Here is a 25,555-nt window from a genome sequence, read left to right on the forward strand (position 1 = left end):
CCACCCCCGGTGACACGCCCACCCCATGGCGGCGGGGTGACCGCACCCGGCAGGCTTGTGCCATGACCGCCAGCCCCGGTGCGTACCCGCCCGGCTCTCCGCCGCCCCCGTCGTCCCCTCCCGACGCGCCGCTCCCACCTCCCGCCGCCTTCGCGTACGGCAAGCAGACCTGGAAGGAGGTCGGGCAACTGCTGCTCGACCTCCCCCTGGCACTGGTGGGCTTCGTGTACGCGGTGCTCGTCGTCGCCTTCGGCGTCGCGCTGTCCGTGACGGTGGTCGGGCTGCCGTTGCTGGCCGCCGGATTGACGGGCGCGCGCGGGCTCGGCCGCTGGGAGCGGGCCCGGGCGCGCGCGCTGCTGGGGGTGCGGGTGGAGGAGCCGAGTCCGCTGCGGGCGGCGCGCGCGCAGCACGGCTTCTTCCCGTGGCTGTGGTCGACGCTGAAGGACCCGGTGGCCTGGCGGAGCATCCTGTACTCGGTGGTCCGGCTGCCGTGGGGCGTACTGACGTTCGCGGTGACGCTGGTGAGCCTCCTCCTGCTGTGGCCGGTGCTCGGCTTCGTGGTGCGGGGCCTGACCAACGTCGACCGGACGATGGTGCGCGGGCTGCTGTTCCCCTCCGGTGAGCTGGAGCGGCGTATCGCGGAGCTGGAATCGGACCGGGGCGTCGTGGTGGACACCGCCGCCGCCGACCTGCGGCGCATCGAACGCGACCTGCACGACGGGGCGCAGGCCCGGCTGGTGGCCCTCGCGATGGGGCTCGGGCTCGCCAAGGAGAAGCTGCTGGAGGACCCGGAGGCGGCGGCGCTGATGGTCGGCGAGGCGCACGGCGAGGTGAAGCTCGCTCTGCAGGAGCTGCGGGACCTGGCCCGGGGCATCCATCCGGCGGTGCTCACCGACCGGGGCCTGGACGCCGCCCTCTCCGCGATCGCCTCGCGCTGCACGGTGCCGGTGAAGGTCAGCGCCGAGCTGGCCGAGCGGCCGGCGGAGGCCATCGAGGGCATCGCGTACTTCACCGTCTCGGAGCTGCTCCAGAACGTCAGCAAGCACAGCGGGGCGCGTACGGCGACGGTGGAGGTGTGGCGGTCGGGTCCCCGGCTGCTGATCCAGGTACGGGACGACGGGCGCGGCGGGGCCCGGCTGGACGGCGGCACAGGGATGTCCGGGCTCGCGGAGCGGCTGGGCGCGGTGGACGGGCTGTTCACGGTGGACTCGCCGCCCGGCGCGGGCACCACGGTGACGGCCGAGCTGCCCTGGCGGCCGCGCACGGCCGGGAGCGGCGCGGGGGCCGGTGCCGGAGCCGGTGCCGGCGGTGCCGGTAGGGAAAACCCCCGTAAGAGACGGTGACTGACCGCATGGTCCGCACCGCCGGGCGGGGGCAGTCTGGGAAGGCACCGTCCGGCACGGCTCCGCCCGCCCGGCCAGTGCAGTCTTGGTACGACCCCGCCTGGCACTCCCCCCCCCGGCACCCCACCGGCACCCCCCGCCCGGCACCCCGCCGGCACCCCCCGCGCGGCGCCCCGCCGCCGACGAGCCCCCTGAGGAAACGGACCCGAATCATGGCCACGGACTACGCACCCCGCACCCGGGAACACCTGCCCCGGCGGCACCGCGTCCCGGCGGTGCTGCGTGCGCCGTTCGAGGGCCGCGCCTGGCGGGAGCTGGCCTACGTACTGGTCGGCCTGCCGCTCGCCTTCGTCGGCTTCTCCCTCGCGGCCACCACCCTCTCGCTCGGGGCCGGCCTGCTGGTCACCTTCATCGGCATCCCGTTGCTGGCGGGCGGCCTGATGGCGATGCGCGGCCTCGGCGCGGTGGAGCGGGAGCGGGCGCGAGCGCTGCTCGGCCTGGACGTGGCGCCGCCGCGTCCGGCGCGCGGGGCCAAGCCGGGGGTGATGGGCTGGATCGGGGCGGTGCTGAAGTCCGGCGTGTCCTGGCGGCACCTGCTGTACGGCTTCCTGCACCTGCCGTGGGCGATCTTCTCCTTCGTGGTGGCGACGGTGTTCTGGTCCGTCGGGCTGGCCGGGTTCACGTATCCGCTGTACGCCTGGACCGCCCCCGGTGACGGCGGCGTCCTGCTCTACACCGACCTGTCCCACGAGGTCCGCCTCGACGCGCCCGTGGCCATGCTGCTGACCAGCGCGGTCGGCCTGGTGGTCCTGCTGGCCGCACCGTGGGTGACCCGGGCGCTGGTGTCCGTGGACCGGTTCGCGGTGTCCGCGCTGCTCGGGGCGTCCGCGCTGGACCACCGGGTCAGCGAGCTGGAGTCGGACCGGGGCGTGGTCGTGGACACCGCCGCCGCCGACCTGCGCCGTATCGAGCGCGACCTGCACGACGGGGCACAGGCCCGCCTGGTGGCGCTGGCCATGGACCTGGGGCTGGCGAAGGAGAAGCTGACCGAGGACCCGGAGGCCGCCGCGAGGATGGTCGACGAGGCGCACGGCGAGGTGAAGGTCGCCCTTCAGGAGCTGCGCGACCTGGCCCGTGGCATCCACCCGGCGGTCCTCACCGACCGGGGTCTGGACGCGGCGCTGTCCGCCATCGCCTCGCGCTGCACGGTGCCGGTGCAGGTGGAGGTGGACCTGCCGGCCCGCCCGGCGGCGGCGATCGAGGGCATCGCGTACTTCACCGTCTCGGAGCTGCTCCAGAACGTGAGCAAGCACGCCCGGGCCACCCGTGCCTCGGTCGACGTGTGGGCCGCCGACGGGCGTCTGATGCTCCAGGTCTCCGACGACGGGCGGGGCGGCGCGGACGCCTCGCGCGGCTCGGGTCTCGCCGGGCTGGGTGAGCGGCTGGACGCCGTGGACGGGGTTCTGGTGGTGGACTCCCCGGTGGGCGGCCCGACCACCGTCACCGCCGAACTGCCGTGGCGGGGCTGAGCCCCGACCCGTGACGCGGGCCCTCCGGATCCGTCCGGGGGGCCCGGTTCGTGCGTGCGCGGGCGCGCACACGGGGGCACGACGGTTCGGATGCTGGGATGCTGGCCCCTGAGCGGATCGCGTGTGCGGTCCGCGACACGGGTCGCATGTGCGGTCCGCGACACGGATCGCGCGTGCGGTCCGCCGGTTACTGGGGGCAGGAAGAGACGTGGTCGTGGGAGACAGGGTGCGCGTGGTCATCGCCGAGGACTCGGTGCTGCTCCGGGAGGGTCTGACCCGGTTGCTGACCGACCTCGGCCATGACGTGGTCGCGGGGGTCGGTGACGGGGAGGCGCTGGTCAAGACGGTCGCGGACCTCGCCGCGCAGGGGGAGCTGCCGGACGTGGTGGTGGCGGACGTGCGGATGCCGCCGACGCACACCGACGAGGGGGTGCGGGCCGCGGTGCGGCTGCGCAGGGACCATCCCGGCATCGGGGTGCTGGTGCTGTCGCAGTACGTGGAGGAGCAGTACGCCACCGAACTGCTCGCCGGGTCCAGCACCGGGGTCGGCTATCTGCTGAAGGACCGCGTCGCCGAGGTGCGCGAGTTCGTGGACGCCGTCGTACGGGTGGCCAGGGGCGGTACGGCCCTGGACCCCGAGGTGGTGGCCCAGTTGCTGGGGCGCAGCCGCAAGCAGGACGTGCTCGCGGGGCTGACCCCGCGCGAGCGGGAGGTCCTCGGCCTGATGGCCGAGGGGCGGACCAACTCGGCGATCGCCAAGCAGCTCGTGGTGAGCGACGGCGCGGTGGAGAAGCACGTGAGCAACATCTTCCTGAAGCTGGGCCTCTCGCCGAGCGTCGGGGACCACCGCCGGGTGCTGGCGGTGCTCACCTACCTCAACTCCTGACCTGCGGGGACCGGGGTGCCGCCGCGGCGGGCCCCGGAACCAGAACCGCGGGACGGGCCGGGGCGTCTCCCCTTCCGGGGGTACCCGGAGGGGGAGCCAGGGGGGGTGCGGCCGTGCGGCATCAGGACAGTCCGGTGTCTCAAAAGCACGTCCGATCCCTGAGCACCCCCCGGTTGCCACCCCGTGCGGACGTAGGGTGGCCACGGGTGGCCGGTCGGCCGGCCGCCCCGGAACAGCCGCCTCTGAGGGAGGTCCAGTTCAGTGACCAGCCAGGTCAGTAGCCCGGCCGAGCAGGCCGACGGGAACGACGGGGACAACCGGCCCCCAGCAGGCGGGGACCAGCGGCCCCCGGCGCCCCCGGCAGCGAAGGAAGTCCGCCGCCTGGACCGGGTGATCATCCGCTTCGCGGGCGACTCCGGTGACGGCATGCAGCTCACCGGCGACCGCTTCACGTCGGAGACCGCGTCGTTCGGCAACGACCTGTCGACCCTGCCGAACTTCCCGGCCGAGATCCGCGCCCCCGCCGGCACCCTGCCCGGCGTCTCGTCGTTCCAGCTCCACTTCGCCGACCACGACATCCTCACCCCGGGCGACGCCCCGAACGTGCTGGTGGCGATGAACCCGGCCGCGCTGCGGGCGAACATCGCCGATGTGCCGCGCGGGGCCGAGATCATCATCAACACCGACGAGTTCACCAAGCGCCCGATGGCCAAGGTGGGGTACGAGACCTCCCCGCTGGAGGACGGCTCGCTGGACGGCTACAGCGTCCACCCGGTGCCGCTGACCACGCTCACCGTCGAGGCCCTGAAGGACTTCGGGCTCTCCCGCAAGGACGCGGGCCGCAGCAAGAACATGTTCGCGCTGGGTCTGCTGAGCTGGATGTACCACCGTCCCACCGAGGGCACGGAGGCGTTCCTGCGGCAGAAGTTCGCCAAGAAGCCCGACATCGCCGAGGCGAACGTGGCCGCGTTCCGGGCGGGCTGGAACTTCGGCGAGACCACCGAGGACTTCGCGGTGAGCTACGAGGTGGCCCCGGCCACCACCGCCTTCCCCCCGGGCACGTACCGCAACATCTCCGGGAACCTGGCCCTGGCGTACGGCCTGATCGCGGCCGGGCACCAGGCGGACCTGCCGCTCTACCTCGGCTCGTACCCGATCACCCCGGCCTCCGACATCCTGCACGAGCTCTCCAGGCACAAGAACTTCGGCGTACGGACCTTCCAGGCCGAGGACGAGATCGCCGCGATCGGCGCCGCGCTGGGGGCCGCGTTCGGCGGGCAGCTCGCGGTGACCACCACCTCGGGTCCCGGCGTCGCCCTGAAGTCCGAGACCATCGGCCTCGCGGTCAGCCTGGAGCTGCCGCTGCTCGTCGTGGCGATCCAGCGCGGCGGCCCCTCCACCGGACTGCCCACCAAGACCGAACAGGCGGACCTGCTCCAGGCCATGTACGGGCGCAACGGCGAGGCCCCGGTGCCGGTCGTCGCACCGCGCACGCCCGCCGACTGCTTCGACGCGGCGATCGACGCGGCGAGGATCGCGCTGACCTACCGCACCCCGGTCTTCCTGCTGAGCGACGGTTACCTGGCCAACGGCTCGGAGCCCTGGCGGGTTCCCGAGGTCGACGAACTCCCCGACCTGCGGGTGCGGTTCGCGACCGGCCCCAACCACACCCTGGCCGACGGCACCGAGGTCTTCTGGCCGTACAAGCGCGACCCGGAAACCCTGGCCCGCCCCTGGGCGGTGCCCGGCACCCCCGGCCTCGAACACCGCATCGGCGGCATCGAGAAGCAGGACGGCACCGGCAACATCTCCTACGACCCGGCCAACCACGACTTCATGGTCCGCACCCGCCAGGCCAAGATCGACGGCATCGCGGTCCCCGACGTCGAGGTCGACGACCCGGCGAACGCCCGCACCCTCGTCCTCGGCTGGGGCTCGACGTACGGCCCGATCACCGCCGCCGTACGCCGGCTGCGCGCGGAGGGCCGGCCCATCGCACAGGCCCACCTGCGCCACCTGAACCCCTTCCCGAGGAATCTCGAAGAGGTCCTGAGGCGTTACGACAAGGTGGTCGTCCCCGAGATGAACCTCGGCCAGCTCGCCACGCTGATCCGCGCCAAGTACCTCGTGGACGCACTCTCCTACAACCAGGTCAACGGAATGCCGTTCAAGGCCGAGCAGCTCGCAACGGCCCTCAAGGAGGCCATCGATGACTGAGACGACGACCCAGGAGCAGACCGGCAGGACACTCCTGTCACTGGTCCCGCGGGCCGAGGCGAAGCAGTCCATGAAGGACTTCAAGTCCGACCAGGAAGTGCGCTGGTGCCCCGGCTGCGGCGACTACGCGGTCCTCGCCGCCGTCCAGGGCTTCATGCCCGAACTCGGCCTGGCGAAGGAGAACATCGTCTTCGTCTCGGGCATCGGCTGCTCCTCCCGCTTCCCGTACTACATGAACACCTACGGGATGCACTCGATCCACGGCCGCGCCCCGGCCATCGCGACCGGACTGGCCTCCTCCCGCCGCGACCTGAGCGTCTGGGTCGTCACCGGCGACGGCGACGCCCTCTCCATCGGCGGCAACCACCTCATCCACGCCCTGCGCCGCAACGTCAACCTCAAGATCCTGCTGTTCAACAACCGGATCTACGGCCTCACCAAGGGCCAGTACAGCCCCACCTCCGAGGTCGGCAAGATCACCAAGTCCACCCCGATGGGCTCGCTCGACGCCCCCTTCAACCCGGTGTCGCTCGCCATCGGCGCCGAAGCGTCCTTCGTCGCGCGCACCGTCGACTCCGACCGCAAGCACCTCACCGAGGTACTGCGCCAGGCCGCCGACCACCCGGGCACCGCCCTCGTCGAGATCTACCAGAACTGCAACATCTTCAATGACGGCGCCTTCGAGGTCCTCAAGGACAAGCAGCAGGCGGAGGAGGCGGTCATCCGGCTGACGCACGGCGAGCAGATCCGCTTCGGCGCGGAGGGCTCGAAGGGCGTCGTACGCGACCAGCGGACCGGTGACCTGAAGGTCGTCGCGGTGACCGAGGAGAACCAGTCGCAGATCCTGGTCCACGACGCCCACTCGGCCTCCCCGACCACGGCCTTCGCACTCTCCCGGCTCGCCGACCCCGACACCCTGCACCACACCCCGATCGGCGTCTTCCGCTCGGTCGAGCGCCCGGTGTACGACACGCTCATGGCGGACCAGTTGGACGCCGCGGTCGAGCGCGACGGCAAGGGCGACCTGGGGGCGCTCCTGGCGGGCAAGGACACCTGGACGGTCGTCGGCTGACCCCGTCCGCGCCTGGGGGCGTCCGGTCCGCGCGACCGGGCGCCCTTTCGTGCTTCCGGAAGCCGCCGGGCGGTCATGACCGTATCGCGGGACGGGCATGACATGCGGGGTCGGGCGGGCTTACCTTCGGACGTCAGGGTGTGTTTCGGGGCGGGAGGCCAGGCCGGTGGAGCAGGAGAAGAACGAACAGCGGACGGGATTGCTGTACGGGGTCGGGGCGTACGGGATGTGGGGCGTCGTCCCCCTCTTCTGGCCGCTGCTGAAGCCGGCCGGGGCGGTCGAGATCCTGGCGCACCGGATGGTGTGGTCCCTGGGCGTGGTCGTGATCGCCCTGCTCTTCGTACGGCGCTGGGCCTGGATCCGCGAACTGCTGCGCCGGCCGGAGAAGCTGGGCCTGATAGCCCTGGCGGCGGCCGTCATCACCGTCAACTGGGGCCTGTACATCTGGTCGGTCAACTCCGGCCACGTGGTGGAGGCGTCGCTGGGCTACTTCATCAACCCCCTGGTCACCATCGCGATGGGCGTCCTGCTGCTGGGCGAACGGATGCGGCCCCTGCAGTGGACGGCGGTCGGGATCGGGGCGGCGGCGGTGCTGGTCCTGGCCGTCGGGTACGGGCAGCCGCCGTGGATCTCCCTGGTCCTGGCCTTCTCCTTCGCGACGTACGGCCTGGTCAAGAAGAAGGTGAACCTGGGCGGCCTGGAGTCGCTGGCCGCCGAGACCGCCGTGCTCTTCCTGCCCGCGCTGGGCTATCTGCTCTTCCTCGGCGCCTCGGGGGGTCTCGCCTTCGGCGGGCACGGGGTCGGGCACGCGTCGCTGCTGGTGGCGACGGGGCTGGTGACGGCGGTGCCGCTGGTCTGCTTCGGGGCGGCGGCGGTGCGGGTGCCGCTGTCCACACTGGGGCTGCTGCAGTATCTGGCGCCGGTGTTCCAGTTCGTGCTCGGGGTCGTGTACTTCCGGGAGGAGATGCCGCTGGAGAGGTGGGCGGGGTTCGCGCTGGTGTGGCTGGCGCTGACGCTGCTGACGTGGGACGCGATCCGGACGGCCCGGGGGGCGCGGGCGGCGCGCGCACGGGCCCTGGCGGGACCCGCGCCGGCCGAGCCCGTCCCGGTCGCCGAACCGGGAGCGGTGGCGGGGCCCGGCCGGTAGGACGTGCCCGGGGACGGGGACGGCTGCCCGGAGGGCATGCCGTCAGAGGCCCGGGGAACCGCGCGACCAGCCACGACGCACCCGCACAGACAACGGCTCAGCCACCTCGCACCCGCACGTGCGACGCCTCACTCCCCCGCCCCCGGCGGGAAATGCGGGGGACAGATCCACACCCCCCGCGCTAGCCTCGAAGCATGGCCAGGCACTTCTACTTCCTGTAATTCCTCCCGCGAACGCGCCGCACGCGGACACCCGTGCGCCGGGGTCGAAGGGTCTCACCCCTCCCCCGCCGCCCCCGCGTGCCCGCGCCCGCGTACCCGCACGAGGAATCGCAGCCCGTAGACACGCCTCCCCAGGGGACCTCCATGCCCGCCCAGCTCTCCCTCCACGCCGTCTCCAAGACCTTCGGCGACCGCACCGTCCTCGACCGCGTCGACCTCTCCCTGCGCCCCGGCGAGAAGGCCGCGGTCGTCGGCGAGAACGGTTCCGGAAAGACCACCCTCCTGCGCCTGATCGCCGGCGAGCTCGCCCCCGACGAGGGCGAGGTCACCGTCGCCTTCCCCGGCGGCGTCGGCCATCTCGCCCAGACCCTCGCCCTCCCCGGCCACCTCACCGTCCAGGACGCCGTCGACACCGCCCTCGCCGACCTGCGCGCCCTCGAAGCGGCGCTGCGCGCGGCGGAAGCAGACCTGACCGACGCCACCCTGGACGCCTACGGCGACCTCCTCGCCGCCTACCAGGACCGCGGCGGCTACGAGGCCGACGCCCGCGTCGACTCCGCCCTGCACCACCTGGGCCTGGCCCGGATCACCCGGGACCGCGCCCTCGGTTCCCTCTCCGGCGGCGAGCAGTCCCGGCTCGCGCTGGCCTGCGTACTGGCCGCCGACCCCGAACTCCTCCTCCTCGACGAGCCGACCAACCACCTCGACCGGCCCGCCACCGCCTGGCTGGAGGACCGGCTGCGCGCCCACCGCGGCACCGTCCTCGCGGTGACGCACGACCGGGCCTTCCTGGAGCGGGTCACCGACACCGTCTGGGAGGTGGACCGCGACCTGGCCGCGGTCACCCGGTACGGCGACGGCTGGCAGGGCTACCGCACCGCGAAGGCCGCCGCGCGGGCCCGCTGGGCGCAGGAGCACCAGCAGTGGACCGACGAACTGGCCTCCACCGAAGCCCTGGTGGCAGCCGCGGGCCAACGGCTCGCCGCCACCGGCAAGGACCCCGGTCAGGGCTTCGGCAAGCACCGCAGGTCCAGCGAGGCCAAGCTGTCCGGCCGCGTGCGCGAAGCCCGTCGGCGCCTGGAGGCGCTGCGGGCCCACCCCGTACCGGCCCCGCCCGTTCCGCTTTCGTTCCACGTGGAACTGCGGACGGCCGGGAAACAGCCGCCCACCGTGGCCGAGTTGCGGGACATCGTCGTCGCCGGCCGCCTCCACCTGCCCGAGCTGATCGTCAAGCCCGGTGAACGCCTGCTCGTCTCGGGCCCCAACGGCGCGGGCAAGTCCACGCTGCTGCGCGTGCTCGCCGGGGACCTCGCGCCGGACACGGGGACCGTCGTACGACCCGAGAACCTGGGACACCTGCACCAGGAGCCCGACCGCTCCGACGACCGGCGGCCCCTGCTCGCCGCGTTCGCCGCCGGGCGGCCCGGCCTTCCCGAGGAGTACGCGGAGGAGCTGCTCGCGCTCGGGCTGTTCCGGCCCGCCGATCTCTCCGTAGCGGTCTCGGCCCTGTCCGTCGGCCAGCGCCGCCGTCTGGAGCTGGCCCGGCTGGTGTCACGGCCCGCCGACCTCCTCGTACTGGACGAACCGACGAACCACATCGCGCTCGCCCTGGTGGAGGAACTGGAGCAGGCGCTGGCGGCGTATCCGGGCGCGGTGGTGGTCGTCTCGCACGACCGCCGCTTCCGGAGCGGATTCACGGGCACGGAGCTGGAGTTGGCGGACGGGCGGGTGGTGTCCGCGACGTGAGGGGCGGGTGATGTCCGCGACGTGAGGGGGTGCCGGCCGGACGCGTCGGATGCGCACCGGCCGGTCGGCCCGGCGCCCGCCGCTCCCGCCGCCCGGGTCGCACGACGCCCCGCGCGACCGTTCCCGATCACCCCGTTCCGCTATCCGAACACACCTGACCGGAACCCGCTCTTGACGGTGACACGAACTCTCGCTGAACATCAGCACGCACAGCGCACGCGTCACCGCTCAACTGCCGTACCAGACCCACCTGTTCGGCCAGTTCTCGTACGTTTCCGTCCCGTCCCCGTTCGGAATCCGGAGCCCCCACATGACGCTCTCCGCCTTCACCCGCAGCAGATCCGGCACGCCCCGGCCCGGCGCCCTGCGCGTCGCGGCCGTGTCCGCGCTCGCCGTGACCGGTCTGCTCGCCACCACCGCCGGTGCGACCGCCGCGGCGCCCGCTCCCACCCGCACGACGGCGGCGGTCGCCGCCCCCGACATCCCGCTCGCCAACGTCAAGGCGCACCTCTCCCAGTTCTCCCAGATAGCCGCCGCCAACGGCGGCAACCGCGCGCACGGCCGCGCCGGTTACAAGGCGTCCATCGACTACGTGAAGGCCAAGCTGGACGCGGCCGGGTTCACCACCTCGGTGCAGACCTTCACCGCCAGCGGCGCCACCGGCTACAACCTGATCGCCGACTGGCCGGGCGGCGACCCGAACAAGGTCCTGATGGCCGGCGCGCACCTGGACTCCGTGTCCTCCGGGGCCGGGATCAACGACAACGGGTCCGGCTCCGCAGCCGTCCTGGAGGCCGCGCTCGCCGTCTCCCGCGCCCAGTTGAAGCCGGACAAGCACCTGCGTTTCGGCTGGTGGGGCGCGGAGGAGCTGGGACTGATCGGCTCGAAGGCGTACGTCAACGGCCTCCCGTCGACCGAGCGCGCGAAGTTCGCGGGCTACCTCAACTTCGACATGATCGGCTCGCCGAACCCGGGCTACTTCGTCTACGACGACGACCCGACCATCGAGAAGACCTTCAAGGACTTCTACACGGGCCTGGGCGTGCCGACCGAGATCGAGACCGAGGGCGACGGCCGCAGCGACCACGCCAGCTTCAAGAACGTCGGCATTCCGGTCGGCGGCCTGTTCACCGGGGCCAGCCGGACCAAGTCGGCGGCGCAGGCGCAGAAGTGGGGCGGCACCTCCGGCCAGGCCTTCGACCGCTGCTACCACTCCTCGTGCGACAGCCTGACGAACATCAACGACACCGCCCTGGACCGCAACAGCGACGCGATCGCGCACGCGCTGTGGACCCTGTCGGCGGGCGGCACCACTCCCCCGGGCACGGACTACGAGAACACCACCCCGGTGGCGATCCCCGACGCCGGCGCGGCCGTGACCTCGTCGATCGCCGTCGCGGGCCGCACCGGCAACGCGCCCGCCACGCTCAAGGTGTCGGTGAACATCAAGCACACCTACCGCGGCGACCTGGTCCTCGACCTGCTCGCCCCGGACGGGACCGCGTACCGGCTGAAGAACTCCGGCAGCGACTCGGCGGACGACATCGTGGCGACGTACACGGTGAACGCCTCCAGCGAGGCGGCGAACGGGACGTGGAAGCTGCGCGTCCAGGACGTCGCGGCGCAGGACACCGGCACGCTGAACAGCTGGAAGCTCACCTTCTGAGCCGCGTGAGCCGGCGAACCGCATGAGCCGGCGAACCGGGCGGGCCGGTGGCCCGGTGACCCGAGCACGACACTGAACCCTGCCGCCCCCGACGCGCGACACGACCGCGTCAGGGGCGGCAGTCCAGCGTCCGCAGCACGTGGTCGACCAGCTCCGCCATCCGCTCGGCGGTGTGCGCCGGTTTGCGCAGGGCGTACCGGTAGTAGAGCGGGCCGTAGAGCAGCTCGACCGCCAGCTCCAGGTCGGCGTCCGCGGACAGCCGGCCCTGCCGCTGGGCGCTCTTGAGGCGGTTCACGGCGGCGGTGAAGCGCGGGGTGATGAATTGTTCGTGAACGGCCGCGGTGAGCTCCGGGTCGTGGTGCAGCTCCGAGAGGATGCCGATGTACGCCGGTCCGAAGGGCGGTGTGGTCAGCAACCGGACCACGCCGGTCATCTGCGCGTAGAGGTCGGCGGCGAGGTGGCCGGTGTCCGGGAACGGCGCGTGCGAGTCGGTGCGCTGGGCCAGGGCCTCCAGCAGGACGAAGCCTTTCGAGGGCCACCAGCGGTAGATCGTCTTCTTGCTGACGCCCGCCCGGGCGGCGATCGCCTCGACCGTGACTCCGACGTATCCCTTCTCCGTGCACAGCTCGATGGCTGCCGCGAGGATCGCCTGCCGGGACCGCTCGCTGCGCCGTTGCGGGTTGGGAGGCGTCGCGCTCACGCGGGGAGTGTATCCGGGCGGCGGTACGACGCGTATTGACAGCGGAAGGACAGACTCCAACAATAGCGAACCGAGGGGGAACGGTCCGTGTCGTGTCGAGCCGCATCGGGGGACGGCTCGGCACGGCACAGGCTCAGGGCCGGTCCCGTACGCCGGAGGGGAGTGTGCGGGCCCGGCCCGCTCCCCCTCCGGCCCTCCTCGCCTCCGGGGCGCGGCTCAGACCGTGATGTCCCGGCCGGTGAACCGCGCCCACGCAGCCGACCCGAACACCGCCGCGTACACGCCCTGCATCGCGAGGTTCTTCCCCAGCTCGTCCCAGTGGACCGGCTCGCGCAGCAGGTCCGCGAAGGACAGCCAGTAGTGCGGGAAGAGGTAGGGGCCGAGCGCGTCGAGCTGCGGAATCGTGTCGAGGATCTGGACGGTGATCAGCAGTCCGACGGTGGCCGCCATGGCCGCGATGCCGCTGTTGGTCAGCGTCGAGACGAACAGCCCGATGGCCGCGAACCCGGTCAGCGAGACGGCGACGGCCACGGCGACCGCCAGGGCCCGCAGCAGCCCCTCCCCGAAGCCGATCGGCACCCCGGAGATCGTCATCACCTCGCCGACCGGGAACAGCAGCGCCCCCACCGCGAGCGCGGACGCCGCCACCACCAGGGTCGCGACCAGGCAGAACACCAGGGTGGTCGCGTACTTGGCGAGCAGCAGCCGCGTCCTTCCGGCGGGTGCGACCAGCAGGTAGCGCAGGGTCCCGGCATGCGCCTCACCGGCGATCGCGTCGCCCGCGACGACACCGACGGCCATCGGCAGGAACACCGGCAGCGTGGCGGCGAGCGCGGCGAAGACCAGGAAGAGCCCGTTCTGGGTGATCTGCGAGAAGAAGGCGGGCCCGTCGCCACCGCCGCCGGACTCCGGGGAGCCGCTGGACTCCACCTTGATCGCGATGCCGATCAGTACGGGCACGCCGGCCAGCACGACCAGCAGCACCAGGGTGCGCCAGCGCCGGAAGGTCACCGCGAGCTCGGACCGCAGCAGCCCGAACGTCCACAGCGGGCTCACCCTCCGCTCCCGGGTCGCCGTCTCAGCCCGCGACATCGAAGCCCTCCCCGGTCAGCGCGACGAACGCGTCCTCCAGCGAGGCCCGCTCGGCCCCGAACCCGGTGACCCGCACCCCGGCGTGCACCAGGGCGGCGTTCAGCTCCGCGAGCCCGGACGCCTCGGACCCGGACGCCTCGGACCCGGACGCCCCCGCACCGGACCCGGGCCCCGGGAGGCTGCCGGTGACCCGTCCCTCCTCCGCCTCCACGTCCGTCACCCCGTGCTCCTTGAGCACCCGCACCGCCTCGCCCGGATCGGGAGTGGTGACCACGAGCCGTCCCCGCGCGCCCGCCGCCAGCTCGGCGACCGGCCCCTGGACGACCAGCCGCCCCTTCGCCATCACCGCGGCGTGCGTGCACACCTGCTCGATCTCGTCGAGCAGGTGGGAGGAGAGGAAGACGGTGGTGCCCTCACCGGCCAGCTCCCGCACCAGGGCGCGGATCTCCCGCATCCCCTGCGGATCGAGGCCATTGGTCGGCTCGTCGAGAACCAGCAGGTCACGGGGGTGGAGCAGGGCGGCGGCGAGGCCGAGCCGCTGCTTCATCCCCAGCGAGTACGCCCGCGCCTTCTTTCCGGCCGCGGGCGTCAGCCCGACCCGGTCCAGGGCCGCTGCCACCCGCGCCCCGCGGGTGCGCGGGTCGGCGGTGGGGTCGGCGCTGTCGTACCGCAGGAGGTTGTCGCGGCCGGACAGGAACCCGTACGGTGCGGGCCCCTCGATGAGCGCTCCGACCTTCGGCAGTACGGCCCTGGCGGCGGCCGGCATGGGCCGCCCCAGCACCCGGGCCGTGCCGGAGGTCGGTTCGATCAGCCCCATCAGCATGCGGATGGTGGTGGTCTTCCCCGAGCCGTTGGGCCCGAGGAAGCCGAAGACGCTCCCGGCGGGGACGGACAGGTCGAGCCCGTCGACGGCGAGCTGCCCACCGCGGAACCGCTTGGTGAGCCCCCGGGTCTCGATCACCGGTCCGCCGCGGGCCGGGACCCGTTCGTCCCCGCCCGCCGCTCCTTCCGCCGACGGCGGCCCGTCCCCCATCCGATCCCCACTCCTCCCGCGTCGGGCCTACTTGGCCTCGTTGGCCGCCTTCACCAGGGCGTCCTTGGTGACCGCGCCGACGAACACCCGGCCGTCGTCCGTCATCAGGGCGTTGACCAGGCGGGTCGAGAAGACACGGCCCTCGCCGAACGAACCGGAGACCTTGGCGCCGAGCGAGTCCATCAGGCCCTGGGCCTGCGGCGGCAACTGGTCCTTGCCCTTGCCCCCGGCGGGCGCGGCGTTCTTGGCGCCGAGCTGGGCGACCGAGGTCCAGCCCTCGCCGATGACCTTGACGTCACCGGGGCCGCCCCTGCCGAGCTCCTTGCCGAGGCCGAAGTCCGGTGCGCCCTTGTCGTTCCGGTGGTTCTTCGGACCGTCCAGCTTGTCGGCCTCGGTGACCTTCGCGCCCTTGGGCGGCGTGAAGTCGAAGGTGCCCGCGGCCGGCGCGGCGAAGTCGATCTTGGTGAAGCCCGCCTCGACGACCGGCTTGCCGCCGTCAGTGGACAGCAGCGTGAACTTCAGCGGCGTCCCCGTCCGCGCGTCCACCGCGACCCGTATGTCGGAGACCGTGGAGCCGGACTGCTTGGGCTTCACGCTGAGCTGGTAGGCGTCCCGGCCGGCCACCTGCGCGGTGCCGTCGACGGTGACCGAGGTGTCCTTCCCGGCCATCTTCAGCGCTTGCTCGGCGAACTCCTTGGGCGTGGCCGGCGCCCCCTCGGGCAGCTTCTGCCGCTTGCCGGGCCTGGCGGCGTCCGAGGACTCGGGGGCCTTGGCGTGGAAGGCCTCGTTGGAGGCGCTGTCGTACGCCCAGACCTCGTCGCCGTTGTGGATGAGGCTGTACTCGGCGGCGTCGTCCAGGATCGAGACCTTCTGCCGCTCCGGGCCGTCGGCCGCGACGCGCAGCGTGTGCGTGCCCGAGACGAGCTTGGTGAGCTGGGCCTGCGGGTCGGCTCCGGAGCCCTTGCCCTTGGCGCCCTCGGCCCCGCCGAACTGCTTGGCGAGCCCGTCCAGGTTCGGCAGGCCGAGATCCGTGGTGATCTTGACGTTGCCGGAGAGCTGCTCGGTGTCGGACGCGGCGATCTTCTCGATGAGCTGCTGGGCGGTGAGCTGCGGCAGGTCGGGGTCCCCCGCGCTGGCGAGGGCCGGGACGAGCCCGATGGTCGCCGCCGCGACGCCCGCCACCGCGACCGGCACGACGTACCGCGCGGCCCTGCGGCGGCGCACTCCGCCCGTGGTGTCCGTGGTGCTCCGAGCCGTGTCGTTCGGTGCCATGCCGTTCGGTGCCATGTGTGCTCTACCTCCGTGGTTGGCGGCCGTGTTACTGCCGTGTTCCCCTGCGCCCCTCCATCAGACCAAATCACCGGCCGCGATACGTCAACCCCCGGCACCAACCTCACGTACACCCACGGGATGACAGAAGCCACCCGCTTCTCCCCCGCCAGGGGGTACAGAAAACAGGTGGCTCCTACAGCGTTCCCGCCCGGTCCATGGTCTCTCCGGGCTGCCGCGCGGCCTTCCCGGGCGGCCTCACGGCCGCCGCGACCGGCTCCACGGCCCCGCGCCCTCATCCCGCCCGGTGCACCACCGCGTCGCACAGCTCCGCCAGCGCCGACTTCGCGTAGCAGTCCGGCAGCGGGGCCAGCGCCGCCCTGGCCTCCTCCGCGTACCGCACGGTGTCCCGCCTGGCCTGCGCGAGGGCGGGGTGCACCCGCAGCCGGCGCAGCACCTCCGCCAGCTCCGCGTCGCCCGACAGGTCCCCGTCGAGCAGCTCGCACAGCTCGACGTCCTCGGGCCGCCCCTGCGCAGCGGCCATCGCCCGCAGGTGCAGCACCGGCAGGGTGGGGATGCCCTCGCGCAGGTCGGTGCCGGGGGTCTTGCCGGACTCGTGGCTGTCGCTGGCGATGTCCAGCACGTCGTCGGCGAGCTGGAAGGCGGTGCCGAGCCGCTCCCCGTACTGCGTCAGGATGTCGACGACGCTCTCGTCGGCGCCCGAGATCATCGCGCCGAAGCGGCAGGAGACGGCGGCCAGCGAGCCGGTCTTGCCGGACATGACGTCCAGGTAGTGCTCGATCGGGTCGCGCCCGTCGCGCGGGCCCGCCGTCTCCAGGATCTGGCCGGTGACCAGGCGTTCGAACGCCTCCGCCTGGATGCGTACGGCCTCCGGCCCCAGGTCCGCGAGGATGTGCGAGGCGCGGGCGAAGAGGAAGTCCCCGGTGAGGACCGCGACCGAGTTGCCCCAGCGCGAGTTCGCGCTCGGCACCCCGCGCCGCACGTCCGCCTCGTCCATGACGTCGTCGTGGTACAGCGTCGCCAGATGGGTCAGCTCGACCACCACCGCCGACGGCACGACGCCGGGCGCGTACGGGTCGCCGAACTGCGAGGACAGCATCACCAGGAGCGGCCGGAAACGCTTGCCGCCCGCGCGGAGGAGGTGCTGCGCGGCCTCCGTGATGAACGGCACCTCGCTCTTGGTCGCGTCGAGGAGCCCCTCCTCGACGGCGGCCAGTCCGGTCTGGACATCGGTCTCAAGAGCCTGGTCCCGCACGCTCAGTCCGAACGGCCCGACGACGGTCACGAGGGTTACTCCTGTCTGCTGACGATCAAACGGATTGTCGATCTGTCGCTGGCATCACTTAACAAGTCAGCCTATCCCGTCGACTTTCGATCACCGAGGCCCCCGCCCTGTTGCCCGCACCACCGTCCGAGGCCGGCCGCGCCCCCGCGCCGCCCCCGGGCGCGGTCCGAAGCGCACCGGTATGTTCGTGGTGAGCCGATACGACCGGGAGAGAGCCCTTTGTCCCACACGGAGCCCGACCCCCAGCCCGACGCGTCCCGTCCCTCCGGCCCGGCGGCCGGCCCCCGGGACGCGCAGCCGCCCCCGGGCGACGACACCGCCTTCTTCGGCCAGCCGAAGGGCCTGATGACCCTGTCCGGCCTGGAGGTGTGGGAGCGCTTCTCCTTCCTGGGCATGCAGGCGATCCTGGTGCTCTACTTCGCGGCCGCCGTCGCGGACGGCGGCATGGGCGTGGACCCGGGCAACGCGGCCTCCCTCGGCGCGGCCTACGGCACCCTCGTCTACCTGGTGTCCGTGGCCGGCGGCTGGCTCGCCGACCGCATCCTCGGCTCCTACCGGGCCGTGCTGTGGGGCGGCGTCCTGATCGCCTGCGGCCACTACGCGATGGCCGTGCCCACCGACGCCTTCACCTGGATCGGCCTCGGCCTGATCAGCGCCGGCACCGGCCTGCTCAAGCCCAACGTCGCCAACATGGTCGGCAAGCTCTACCGGACCGCCGACGAGCGCCGGGACGCCGGATTCGCCCTCTACTACATGGGCATCAACATCGGCGCCTTCCTCGGCCCCCTGGTCACCGGCTGGCTCGCCGACCACCGGGGCTGGCACTGGGGCTTCTCGGCCGCCGCGATCGGCATGACGCTGGGCCTGGTCCAGTACGTCACCGGCCGCCGCCACCTCGCGGGCCGCAAGGACCGCGCGGAGTTCGCGCTGCCGCCGCAGAAGATGCGCGGCGCCGTCCGCGTGATCGTCGCCGGCCTGGTCGTGGTGGCCGCCGTCTGCACGCTGCTCGCGCTGGCCGGCTGGCTGACGATGGACCGCTTCGTGGACGTCCTCACGCTGATCTCGGTGATCGCGCCGGTGGTCTACTTCGCGGTGATGTTCCGCAGCCCCCGGGTGACGGCCGAGGAGAAGGGCCGGCTGCGGCCGTACGTCGTCCTGTTCCTGGCGTCCGTGGCGTTCAACTTCATCCTGTTCCAGGCGTACTCGACGATGATGCTGCTCGCGGCGTCGAACACCGAGACGCACCTCCTCGGCTTCGACTTCCCGGTCAGTTGGTACGCGTCCGCGCTCGGCGCCTTCGAGGTCGCGCTGGCCCCCGTGGTCGCCGCCGTGTGGGTGCGGATGGGCAAGCGCCAGCCGCACGCCTCCAACAAGATCGCCATCGGGGTGGTGCTGGGCGGCCTGTCCTTCCTCCTGATGGTCCTGCCCACCTCCGGGCACGCCGACGACACGTACAGGATGGCCGCCTGGTGGATCGTCGGCTCGTACCTGCTGCTCGGACTCGGCGACATTCTGCTCCAGACATCCGGCATGTCCGCCACCACCAAGCTCGCGCCGAAGGCCTTCGCCAGCCAGACCATGGCGCTCTGGTTCCTCTCCCTCGCGCTCGCCAACGGCATCCAGGCCCAGACCGTCAAGCTCTACGGCCAGGTCTCCAACCCCGTGTACTTCGGCGTCAACGGCGCCGTCGCGGTCGTCTGCGGCCTCGCGGTCGTCGCCGCCGCCCCCTGGCTCAAGCGCACCATGCACCCCGTTCACTGAGGCGGCCTCCCGATGCACATACGCACTGCCTTCCCGTACGACACGACCTGCGAGGACGTGACGGTCCCGCTGGCCGACGGCACCCGCCTGTACGCCCGGATCTGGCGTCCGGTGACCGAGGAGCCGGTACCGGCGATCCTCGAATACCTCCCCTACCGGCTCAGCGACTGGACCGCGCCCCGCGACTGGCAGCGCCATCCCTGGTACGCGGGCCACGGCTACGCGTCCGTGCGCGTGGACGTGCGCGGCCACGGCAACAGCGAGGGCCTGCCCGGCGACGAGTACGACGCCCAGGAGCTCAGCGACGGCGTCGAGGTCGTCGACTGGCTCGCCGCCCAGCCCTGGTGCACCGGCAAGGTCGGCATGTTCGGCATCTCCTGGGGCGGCTTCAACTCGCTCCAGATCGCGGCCCTCGCCCCCGAGCCCCTGAAGGCGGTCGTCACCGTCTGCTCCGCCGACGACCGCTACGACAACGACGTGCACTACATGGGCGGCTCCGTGCTCGCCGTGGACATGCACGCCTGGGCGGCCACCATGCTCGCCTTCGTCTGCCGCCCGCCGGACCCGGCGCAGGTCGGCGACGGGTGGAAGGACAGGTGGCGCGAGCGCCTGGACGCGGTCGACCCCTTCATCCACACCTGGCTCGCGCACCAGACCCGGGACGACTACTGGAAGCACGGCAGCGTCTGCGAGGACTACGCGGCGATCGACGCCGCCGTGCTCGCGGTGGGCGGCTGGCACGACCCGTACCGGGACACGGTGCTGCGCCTGGTCGAGCACCTCGATCCCGGCCGGGTGCGCGGACTGATCGGCCCGTGGTCGCACCAGTACCCCGACCGCGGCCTGCCGCCGGGACCGGCGATCGGCTTCCTCCAGGAGACCCTGCGCTGGTGGGACCAGCACCTCAAGGGCGAGGAGACCGGGGTGATGGCCGAGCCCCTGCTCCGCTCCTGGATCAGCGAGTCCCACCCGCCCGCGACGACCTACCCCGAACTGCCGGGCCGCTGGGTCGGCGACACCGCCTGGCCGTCCCCGCTGGTCACTCCGGTGACGTACGGGCTCCAGGGGCCGCCCGTGATCGTGGACTCGCCGATGCACACGGGACTGGACGCCGGGCGCTTCTTCCCCTTCGGCAACGACTCCGACCTGCCGCCGGACCAGCGCGAGGAGGACGCCAGGTCGGCCTGCTTCGACTTCCCCGTCACGCGGGCGCCGATCGAGGTCCTGGGCCGGGCGAAGGTGCGGCTGCGGCTGACCGTGGACGTGCCGCGCGGCCAGGCGATCGCGCGGGTCTGCGACGTCGCCCCCGACGGTTCGTCCACGCTGGTCACCCGGGGTGTCCTCAACCTCTCCGCCCGCAACGGCCGGGACCGCGCGGAGGCGTGGCGGCCGGGGGCGACGGAGGACGTGGAGTTCGAGCTGAATGGCATCGGCCACACCTTCCCGCCGGGCCACCGCGTGCGCCTGTCGGTCTCCTCGGCGTACTGGCCGTGGATCTGGCCGCAGGCCGGCTCGGCAGGCTTCGTCCTGGACCCGGCGGGCTCGTCGCTGGAGCTTCCGGTGCGCGAGCACACCGAGCACCCGGAGATCCGCTTCGAGGAGCCGGAGCAGTCGGCTCCGCTGAACGTCGTGTTCCCCGCCGACCCGGACCAGCGGCCGGAACGCCTGGTCGTACGGGACGTGGCCAAGGGCGAGTGGAAGCTGGAGGTCGACCCGCGCTACGGCGGCACCCGCGTCTACCCCGACGGCCTCGAATTCACCGAGGACGCCCTGGAGACGTACACGATCGACGAACGGGACCCCCTGTCGGCCCGCACCCGTTCCGACTGGACGATCCGCCTGCGCCGCCCGGACCTGGCCTGGGACACGGAGGTGGTGACCCGCTCCGAGATCACCTGCGACGCGTCGGACTTCCTGACGTACAACGAGGTGACCTGCAAGGAGGGCGGCGAAGTCGTCTTCCACCGGGTGTGGGAACGCCGGATTCCGCGCACGGCGGGCTGACCCCGGCCCCGGGCACGGCCCCCGTCGGCGGTGCGGCCGGCCCGCCGCACCGGGCCCGGGGGCCCGTGCACCTCGAAGGGGAAGCCGAACAGGGCGAGGCGGAGCGCGAGTTCGTCCGGGGAGCCGGTGGCCGGGAGGTCCGTCCGGCATCCGGTGGTCGGCGTCCGGTTCGGCCGACGGGTCGCCGCAGGTCAACGCCCCGCGCCGCCGCGCCATTACCCGGCCGTTTCGGGACATCACGAACTCTTCCGCCCCTGCCGTCGCTCGCCCCGCCCACGTAACGTGTGTTCCAACGACCTGGAAAGCGAGGCAGCACCCCATGCCCGAGCAGTCCCCGCTCACGTCAGCGCTCGACATCGCCGAGGGCGACCCCTTCGGCCCGCACAACCTCCCCTACGGCGTGTTCTCCACCGCGGACGCGCCGGAGCGCCGCCGCGTCGGTGTCCGGATCGGCAACCACGTGCTGGACGCGGGCGCCGCCGCCCTCGCGCTCGGCTCCCCGTACGCCCAACTCCTGGCCCAGCCCTCCCTGAACCCGCTGCTCGCGGCGGGCCGCACCGCCTGGCGCGACGTGCGCCGCGCGCTCACCGCGTGGGTCACCAGCCCCGCGCACCGCGAGGACATAGAGCCGCTGCTGCACCCGCTGGACGCGGTCACGCTGCACCTGCCGTACGAGGTCGCCGACTACGTCGACTTCTACGCGAGCGAGAACCACGCGACCAACGTCGGCCGCATCTTCCGCCCGGACGGCGACGCGCTGACCCCCAACTGGAAGCACCTGCCGATCGGTTACCACGGTCGGTCCGGCACCGTCGTGGTCTCCGGGACGGACGTGGTCCGCCCCTCGGGCCAGCGCAAGGCCCCGGCGGACGCGGCTCCGGTCTTCGGCCCCTCGGTGAAGCTGGACATCGAGGCGGAGGTCGGCTTCCTCGTCGGCACGCCGTCGGAGCTGGGGAAGCCGGTCGGGCTCGGGGAGTTCCGGGACCACGTCTTCGGGCTCTCGCTGCTCAACGACTGGTCGGCGCGGGACCTCCAGGCGTGGGAGTACGTGCCGCTGGGCCCCTTCCTCGGGAAGTCCTTCGCCACCTCGGTCTCCGCGTGGGTGACTCCGCTGGAGGCCCTGGAGGAGGCGCGGGTCGCGCTGCCGCCGCGGGACGTCCCCGTACTGCCGTACCTGGACGACTCCGACGACGAGGAGGCGGGCGGCTTCGACCTGCGGATCTCCGTCGCCGTCAACGGGGTCGTCGTCTCCGAGCCGCCGTTCTCGGGCATGTACTGGTCGGCGGCGCAGATGCTGGCGCACATGACGGTCAACGGCGCGTCGCTGCGGACCGGGGACCTGTACGGGTCCGGGACCGTCAGCGGTGCGCAGACCGGGCAGCGGGGCTCGCTGCTGGAGCTGACCTGGAACGGCACCGAGCCGCTGGAACTGCCCACCGGCAAGCGGACGTTCCTGGAGGACGGCGACGAGGTCACGCTCACCGCGTGGGCGCCGGGCCCGGACGGTACGAAGGTCGGTCTCGGCGAGGTCACCGGGCGGATCGTGGGGCGGGGCTGAACGGCCCTCCGACGGGGAATCCTGGAGTTCCGCAGGAACTCCCCTGCCCTCGGCCCCCGGGAGGCTGACGCCGTGAACGCACCCCTTCCCCACCTCTCCCTCGCGGAGGAACTCCTCCTGCTCGGACTGCACCCGCAGAAGGGCTCGACCCGTCTCATGGGCAAGTACGTCGAGTACGGGGTCGCCGGGGCCGTGCTGGCCGAACTCGCCCTGGCGGGCTGCGTGGTGGAGGAGCGGGGCCGGGTGCACGTCCGCAACCCGGTCCTGCCGCCGGGCGCCGACCCGGTGCTGGTGGAGGCGCTGGAGAGGCTCGGTCCGCCGGGGAAGGCGCACCGGGACGCGGTCCGCACCTCGCACTTCGTACGGCGCTCCGGGCGGACGGTCATGGGCCGCTGTCTGGACCGCCTGGTCGAACGGGGCGTGCTGCGGCGGGAGTCGAAGAAGGTGTGGGGCGTCTTCCCGGTGGTCCGCCACCCGGCGGCCGGCCAGGACTTCTCGGCGGTGGTGCACCAGCGGCTCGCCGACGCGTCGGCGGCGGGCTTCCCCGGCCACCGCGACCGGCTCCTGGGCGCGTTCCTGTACGCGACCGGGCTCGTCGGACGCCGCTTCCCGGGGCGGGAGGGGCGGGCCCTGCGGGCGCGGGCACGGGACTTCTGCCACCGGGAGTGGACCGCGAGGGCGGTCCGGAAGGCGGTCCAGAGCGATCAGGCGTCGGGGGGCGGGGACGGCGGCGGGGGCGAGTGACCGCCGCTTCCGGGCGGGAGGGGCCGGGCCGCCGCCTTCGCCCTGGGTGTCCTGTGTCCGTGCGGGTGGGGTGTGGTTCCCGTTCCGTGCGAAGGGGTTGCGGGTTCCGTGCGGGGGCGTCGTGGCTGGTCGCGCGGTTCCCCGCGCCCCCAGGGGGCATGCCCTTCGGGCAGCCCCCGGCCCCGGAGGGCTCCGCTCAGTCCTCCGGCGGCGGTTCCATGTCCCAGTCGGGCTCGGGCTCCGTGTCCCAGGCCGACTCGGGTTCCGCCGAGCGGGCCGGGGTGGGAGCCGGGACCGGGGCGGGAGCCCCCGTGGGGCCGTCCAGCCCCGACAGCACGCCCAGTACGCCCTCCCCGAACGTCGTCAGCTTCTTCTCGCCCACGCCGCCGATCGCCCCCAGCTCCGCCAGCGAGGACGGCCGCCGCACCGCGATCTCCTGGAGCGTCGCGTTGTTGAAGACCACGTACGGCGGCATCCCCAGCTCCTTCGCCTGCGCCGTCCGCCAGGACCGCAGCGCCTCGAAGACCGGCGCCGCGTCCGCCGGCAGGTCCGCCACCGCGGCCGCCGCCTTCGCCTTCCGCTCGGACCGGTCGGCCCGCGCCACCGCCACCTTCTTCGGCTCCTTGCGCAGCCGCACCTGACGCTCGCCGCCCAGCACCGACCCGCTGGACTCCGTCAGGACCAGCGTCCCGTACTCGCCCTCCACCGCCAGCAGCCCCTGCGCCAGCAACTGCCGCACCACGCCCCGCCATTCGGACTCGGCGAACTCCTGCCCCACCCCGAACACCGAGAGCTGGTCGTGGTCGAACTGGATGACCTTCGCCGTCTTCTTCCCGAGCAGGATGTCGATGATCTGTCCCGCCCCGAACTTCTGCCTGCGCTCCTGCTTCAGCCGCCACACCGTCGACAGCACCTTCTGCGCGGGCACCGTCCCGTCGAGCGTCTCCGGCGGATTCAGGCAGGTGTCGCAGTTGCCGCACTTCTCCGGTGCGCCCTCCTGCCCGAAGTAGGCGAGGAGCTGGCCGCGCCGGCACTCCGCCGTCTCGCAGAGCGCCAGCATCGCGTCCAGGTGGGAGGCGGCCCGGCGGCGGAACGCCTCGTCGCCCTCGCCGCTCTGGATCATCTTCCGCTGCTGGACGACGTCCTGGAGGCCGTACGCCATCCAGGCCGTGGAGGGCGCCCCGTCACGGCCCGCACGGCCGGTCTCCTGGTAGTACCCCTCCACCGACTTCGGCAGGTCCAGGTGGGCGACGAAGCGCACGTCCGGCTTGTCGATGCCCATCCCGAAGGCGATCGTCGCGACCACCACCAGACCCTCCTCGCGCAGGAAGCGGGCCTGGTTGCGGGCGCGGGTGCCCCCGTCGAGACCCGCGTGGTACGGGATCGCCTCGATGCCCTGCTTGCAGAGGAAGTCCGCCGTCGCGTCCACCGACTTGCGGGAGAGGCAGTAGACGATCCCCGCGTCGCCCGCGTGCTCCTCCTTCAGGAAGGCCAGGAGCTGCTTCTTCGGGTCGACCTTCGGGACGATCCGGTACTGGATGTTCGGCCGGTCGAAGCTCGCCACGAAGTGCTTGGCGTCCGGCATGCCCAGGCGGGCGGTGATCTCCTGGTGCGTCGCCGCCGTCGCGGTCGCCGTCAGGGCGATGCGCGGCACGTCCGGCCAGCGCTCGCCCAGTACGGACAGGGCCAGGTAGTCGGGGCGGAAGTCGTGGCCCCAGGAGGCCACGCAGTGCGCCTCGTCGATGGCGAAGACGGAGATCCTGCCGCGGGCCAGCAACGACAGCGTCGAGTCCAGCCGCAGCCGTTCCGGGGCCAGGTAGATCAGGTCCAGTTCGCCCGCCAGGAACTCCGCCTCGACCGTGCGCCGCTCGTCGAAGTCCTGGGTCGAGTTCATGAAGCCGGCCTTCACGCCGAGCGCCCGCAGCGCGTCGACCTGGTCCTGCATCAGCGCGATCAGCGGCGAGATCACCACGCCCGTGCCCGGCCTGACCAGGGACGGGATCTGGTAGCAGAGGGACTTTCCGCCGCCGGTCGGCATCAGGACGACCGCGTCGCCGCCGCCCACCACCTGGTCGATGACCGCCGCCTGCTCACCGCGGAACGCGTCGTACCCGAAGATCCGGTGCAGCGTGCGCAGGGCATCACTCTCCGCGACTCCCACGCCTCCCCCGGTCCCGGCCGCCGTCTGTGTCCCGTCCACGTCCATTACTCCGCTCGCCCCACTCATCGCGTTCATCGCACCCGTTCCCCCGTTTCCGTGT

At 72.7% G+C, this 25,555-nt stretch carries 18 protein-coding genes; 12 read left to right on the forward strand and 6 right to left on the reverse strand.

Going from position 1 to position 25,555, the window contains the following annotated elements; translation table 11 throughout:
• Positions 1 to 62: 62 nt before the first annotated feature.
• The 8 genes from ACIP93_RS08455 (at position 63) to ACIP93_RS08490 (ending at position 11,827) form a co-directional block, all read left to right on the forward strand.
• Positions 63 to 1,343: a sensor histidine kinase gene (locus ACIP93_RS08455; protein ID WP_401756827.1), complete on the forward strand. Its 1,281-nt coding sequence runs from the start codon at positions 63 to 65 to the stop codon at positions 1,341 to 1,343.
• Positions 1,344 to 1,555: 212 nt separating this feature from the next.
• A complete protein-coding gene (locus tag ACIP93_RS08460) occupies positions 1,556 to 2,872 on the forward strand; it encodes a sensor histidine kinase (RefSeq protein WP_401756829.1) in 1,317 nt (438 codons plus the stop codon).
• 226 nt (positions 2,873 to 3,098) lie between these two features.
• Positions 3,099 to 3,758: a response regulator transcription factor gene (locus ACIP93_RS08465; protein WP_189821375.1), complete on the forward strand. Its 660-nt coding sequence runs from the start codon at positions 3,099 to 3,101 to the stop codon at positions 3,756 to 3,758.
• Between the two features lie 261 nt (positions 3,759 to 4,019).
• On the forward strand, positions 4,020 to 5,975 hold the full coding sequence (locus ACIP93_RS08470) for a 2-oxoacid:acceptor oxidoreductase subunit alpha (RefSeq protein WP_401756831.1): 1,956 nt from the start codon (positions 4,020 to 4,022) through the stop codon (positions 5,973 to 5,975).
• On the forward strand, positions 5,968 to 7,047 hold the full coding sequence (locus ACIP93_RS08475; RefSeq protein ID WP_401756833.1) for a 2-oxoacid:ferredoxin oxidoreductase subunit beta: 1,080 nt from the start codon (positions 5,968 to 5,970) through the stop codon (positions 7,045 to 7,047). The genes ACIP93_RS08470 and ACIP93_RS08475 overlap by 8 nt, the downstream gene beginning before the upstream one ends.
• A 226-nt stretch (positions 7,048 to 7,273) precedes the next feature.
• Positions 7,274 to 8,194: an EamA family transporter RarD gene (rarD, locus tag ACIP93_RS08480; RefSeq protein ID WP_401757033.1), complete on the forward strand. Its 921-nt coding sequence runs from the start codon at positions 7,274 to 7,276 to the stop codon at positions 8,192 to 8,194.
• Between the two features lie 365 nt (positions 8,195 to 8,559).
• Positions 8,560 to 10,161 carry a ribosomal protection-like ABC-F family protein gene (abc-f, locus tag ACIP93_RS08485; RefSeq protein ID WP_401756834.1) on the forward strand — a complete coding sequence of 534 codons (1,602 nt, stop codon included), beginning with the start codon at positions 8,560 to 8,562 and terminating at the stop codon, positions 10,159 to 10,161.
• A 310-nt stretch (positions 10,162 to 10,471) separates the two neighbouring features.
• Positions 10,472 to 11,827, forward strand: a complete 1,356-nt coding sequence (locus ACIP93_RS08490; protein WP_401756836.1) for a M28 family metallopeptidase — start codon at positions 10,472 to 10,474, stop codon at positions 11,825 to 11,827.
• Positions 11,828 to 11,936: 109 nt separating this feature from the next.
• On the opposite strand, the gene ACIP93_RS08495 is transcribed toward ACIP93_RS08490, so the two are convergent.
• From ACIP93_RS08495 to ACIP93_RS08515, 5 genes are all read right to left on the reverse strand, one after another.
• Complete coding sequence (locus tag ACIP93_RS08495; RefSeq protein ID WP_345228994.1) at positions 11,937 to 12,527, reverse strand: TetR/AcrR family transcriptional regulator; 591 nt, start codon at positions 12,525 to 12,527, stop codon at positions 11,937 to 11,939.
• Between the two features lie 216 nt (positions 12,528 to 12,743).
• The gene (locus ACIP93_RS08500; protein WP_401756838.1) at positions 12,744 to 13,619 is read right to left on the reverse strand and encodes an ABC transporter permease; all 876 of its coding nucleotides are present in this window, start codon (positions 13,617 to 13,619) and stop codon (positions 12,744 to 12,746) included.
• A complete protein-coding gene (locus ACIP93_RS08505) occupies positions 13,606 to 14,652 on the reverse strand; it encodes an ABC transporter ATP-binding protein (RefSeq protein ID WP_401756840.1) in 1,047 nt (348 codons plus the stop codon). The genes ACIP93_RS08500 and ACIP93_RS08505 overlap by 14 nt, the downstream gene beginning before the upstream one ends.
• Positions 14,653 to 14,679: 27 nt before the next feature.
• Positions 14,680 to 15,924, reverse strand: coding sequence for an outer membrane lipoprotein carrier protein LolA (locus ACIP93_RS08510; RefSeq protein WP_401757035.1), 1,245 nt, complete (start codon positions 15,922 to 15,924; stop codon positions 14,680 to 14,682).
• A gap of 292 nt (positions 15,925 to 16,216) precedes the next feature.
• Positions 16,217 to 17,227, reverse strand: coding sequence for a polyprenyl synthetase family protein (locus tag ACIP93_RS08515; RefSeq protein ID WP_401756841.1), 1,011 nt, complete (start codon positions 17,225 to 17,227; stop codon positions 16,217 to 16,219).
• 219 nt (positions 17,228 to 17,446) lie between these two features.
• Between ACIP93_RS08515 and ACIP93_RS08520 the strand changes: the two genes are divergently transcribed.
• The 4 genes from ACIP93_RS08520 to ACIP93_RS08535 all read left to right on the forward strand — a co-directional run bounded on the left by ACIP93_RS08520 (position 17,447) and on the right by ACIP93_RS08535 (position 23,294).
• The gene (locus ACIP93_RS08520; RefSeq protein WP_401756843.1) at positions 17,447 to 18,988 is read left to right on the forward strand and encodes a peptide MFS transporter; all 1,542 of its coding nucleotides are present in this window, start codon (positions 17,447 to 17,449) and stop codon (positions 18,986 to 18,988) included.
• A gap of 12 nt (positions 18,989 to 19,000) precedes the next feature.
• On the forward strand, positions 19,001 to 20,992 hold the full coding sequence (locus ACIP93_RS08525; protein ID WP_401756845.1) for a CocE/NonD family hydrolase: 1,992 nt from the start codon (positions 19,001 to 19,003) through the stop codon (positions 20,990 to 20,992).
• Between the two features lie 319 nt (positions 20,993 to 21,311).
• Positions 21,312 to 22,550: a fumarylacetoacetase gene (gene fahA, locus ACIP93_RS08530; RefSeq protein ID WP_345229001.1), complete on the forward strand. Its 1,239-nt coding sequence runs from the start codon at positions 21,312 to 21,314 to the stop codon at positions 22,548 to 22,550.
• Positions 22,551 to 22,622: 72 nt separating this feature from the next.
• Complete coding sequence (locus ACIP93_RS08535; RefSeq protein ID WP_345229002.1) at positions 22,623 to 23,294, forward strand: GPP34 family phosphoprotein; 672 nt, start codon at positions 22,623 to 22,625, stop codon at positions 23,292 to 23,294.
• A gap of 196 nt (positions 23,295 to 23,490) precedes the next feature.
• Here the strand turns inward: ACIP93_RS08535 and recQ are convergent, their stop codons facing one another.
• A complete protein-coding gene (gene recQ / locus ACIP93_RS08540) occupies positions 23,491 to 25,500 on the reverse strand; it encodes a DNA helicase RecQ (RefSeq protein WP_401757037.1) in 2,010 nt (669 codons plus the stop codon).
• Positions 25,501 to 25,555 lie beyond the last annotated feature (55 nt).

This window comes from Streptomyces sp. NPDC088745, assembly GCF_044751045.1.
In the GTDB taxonomy this organism is placed as follows: Bacteria; Actinomycetota; Actinomycetes; order Streptomycetales; family Streptomycetaceae; genus Streptomyces; species Streptomyces cremeus.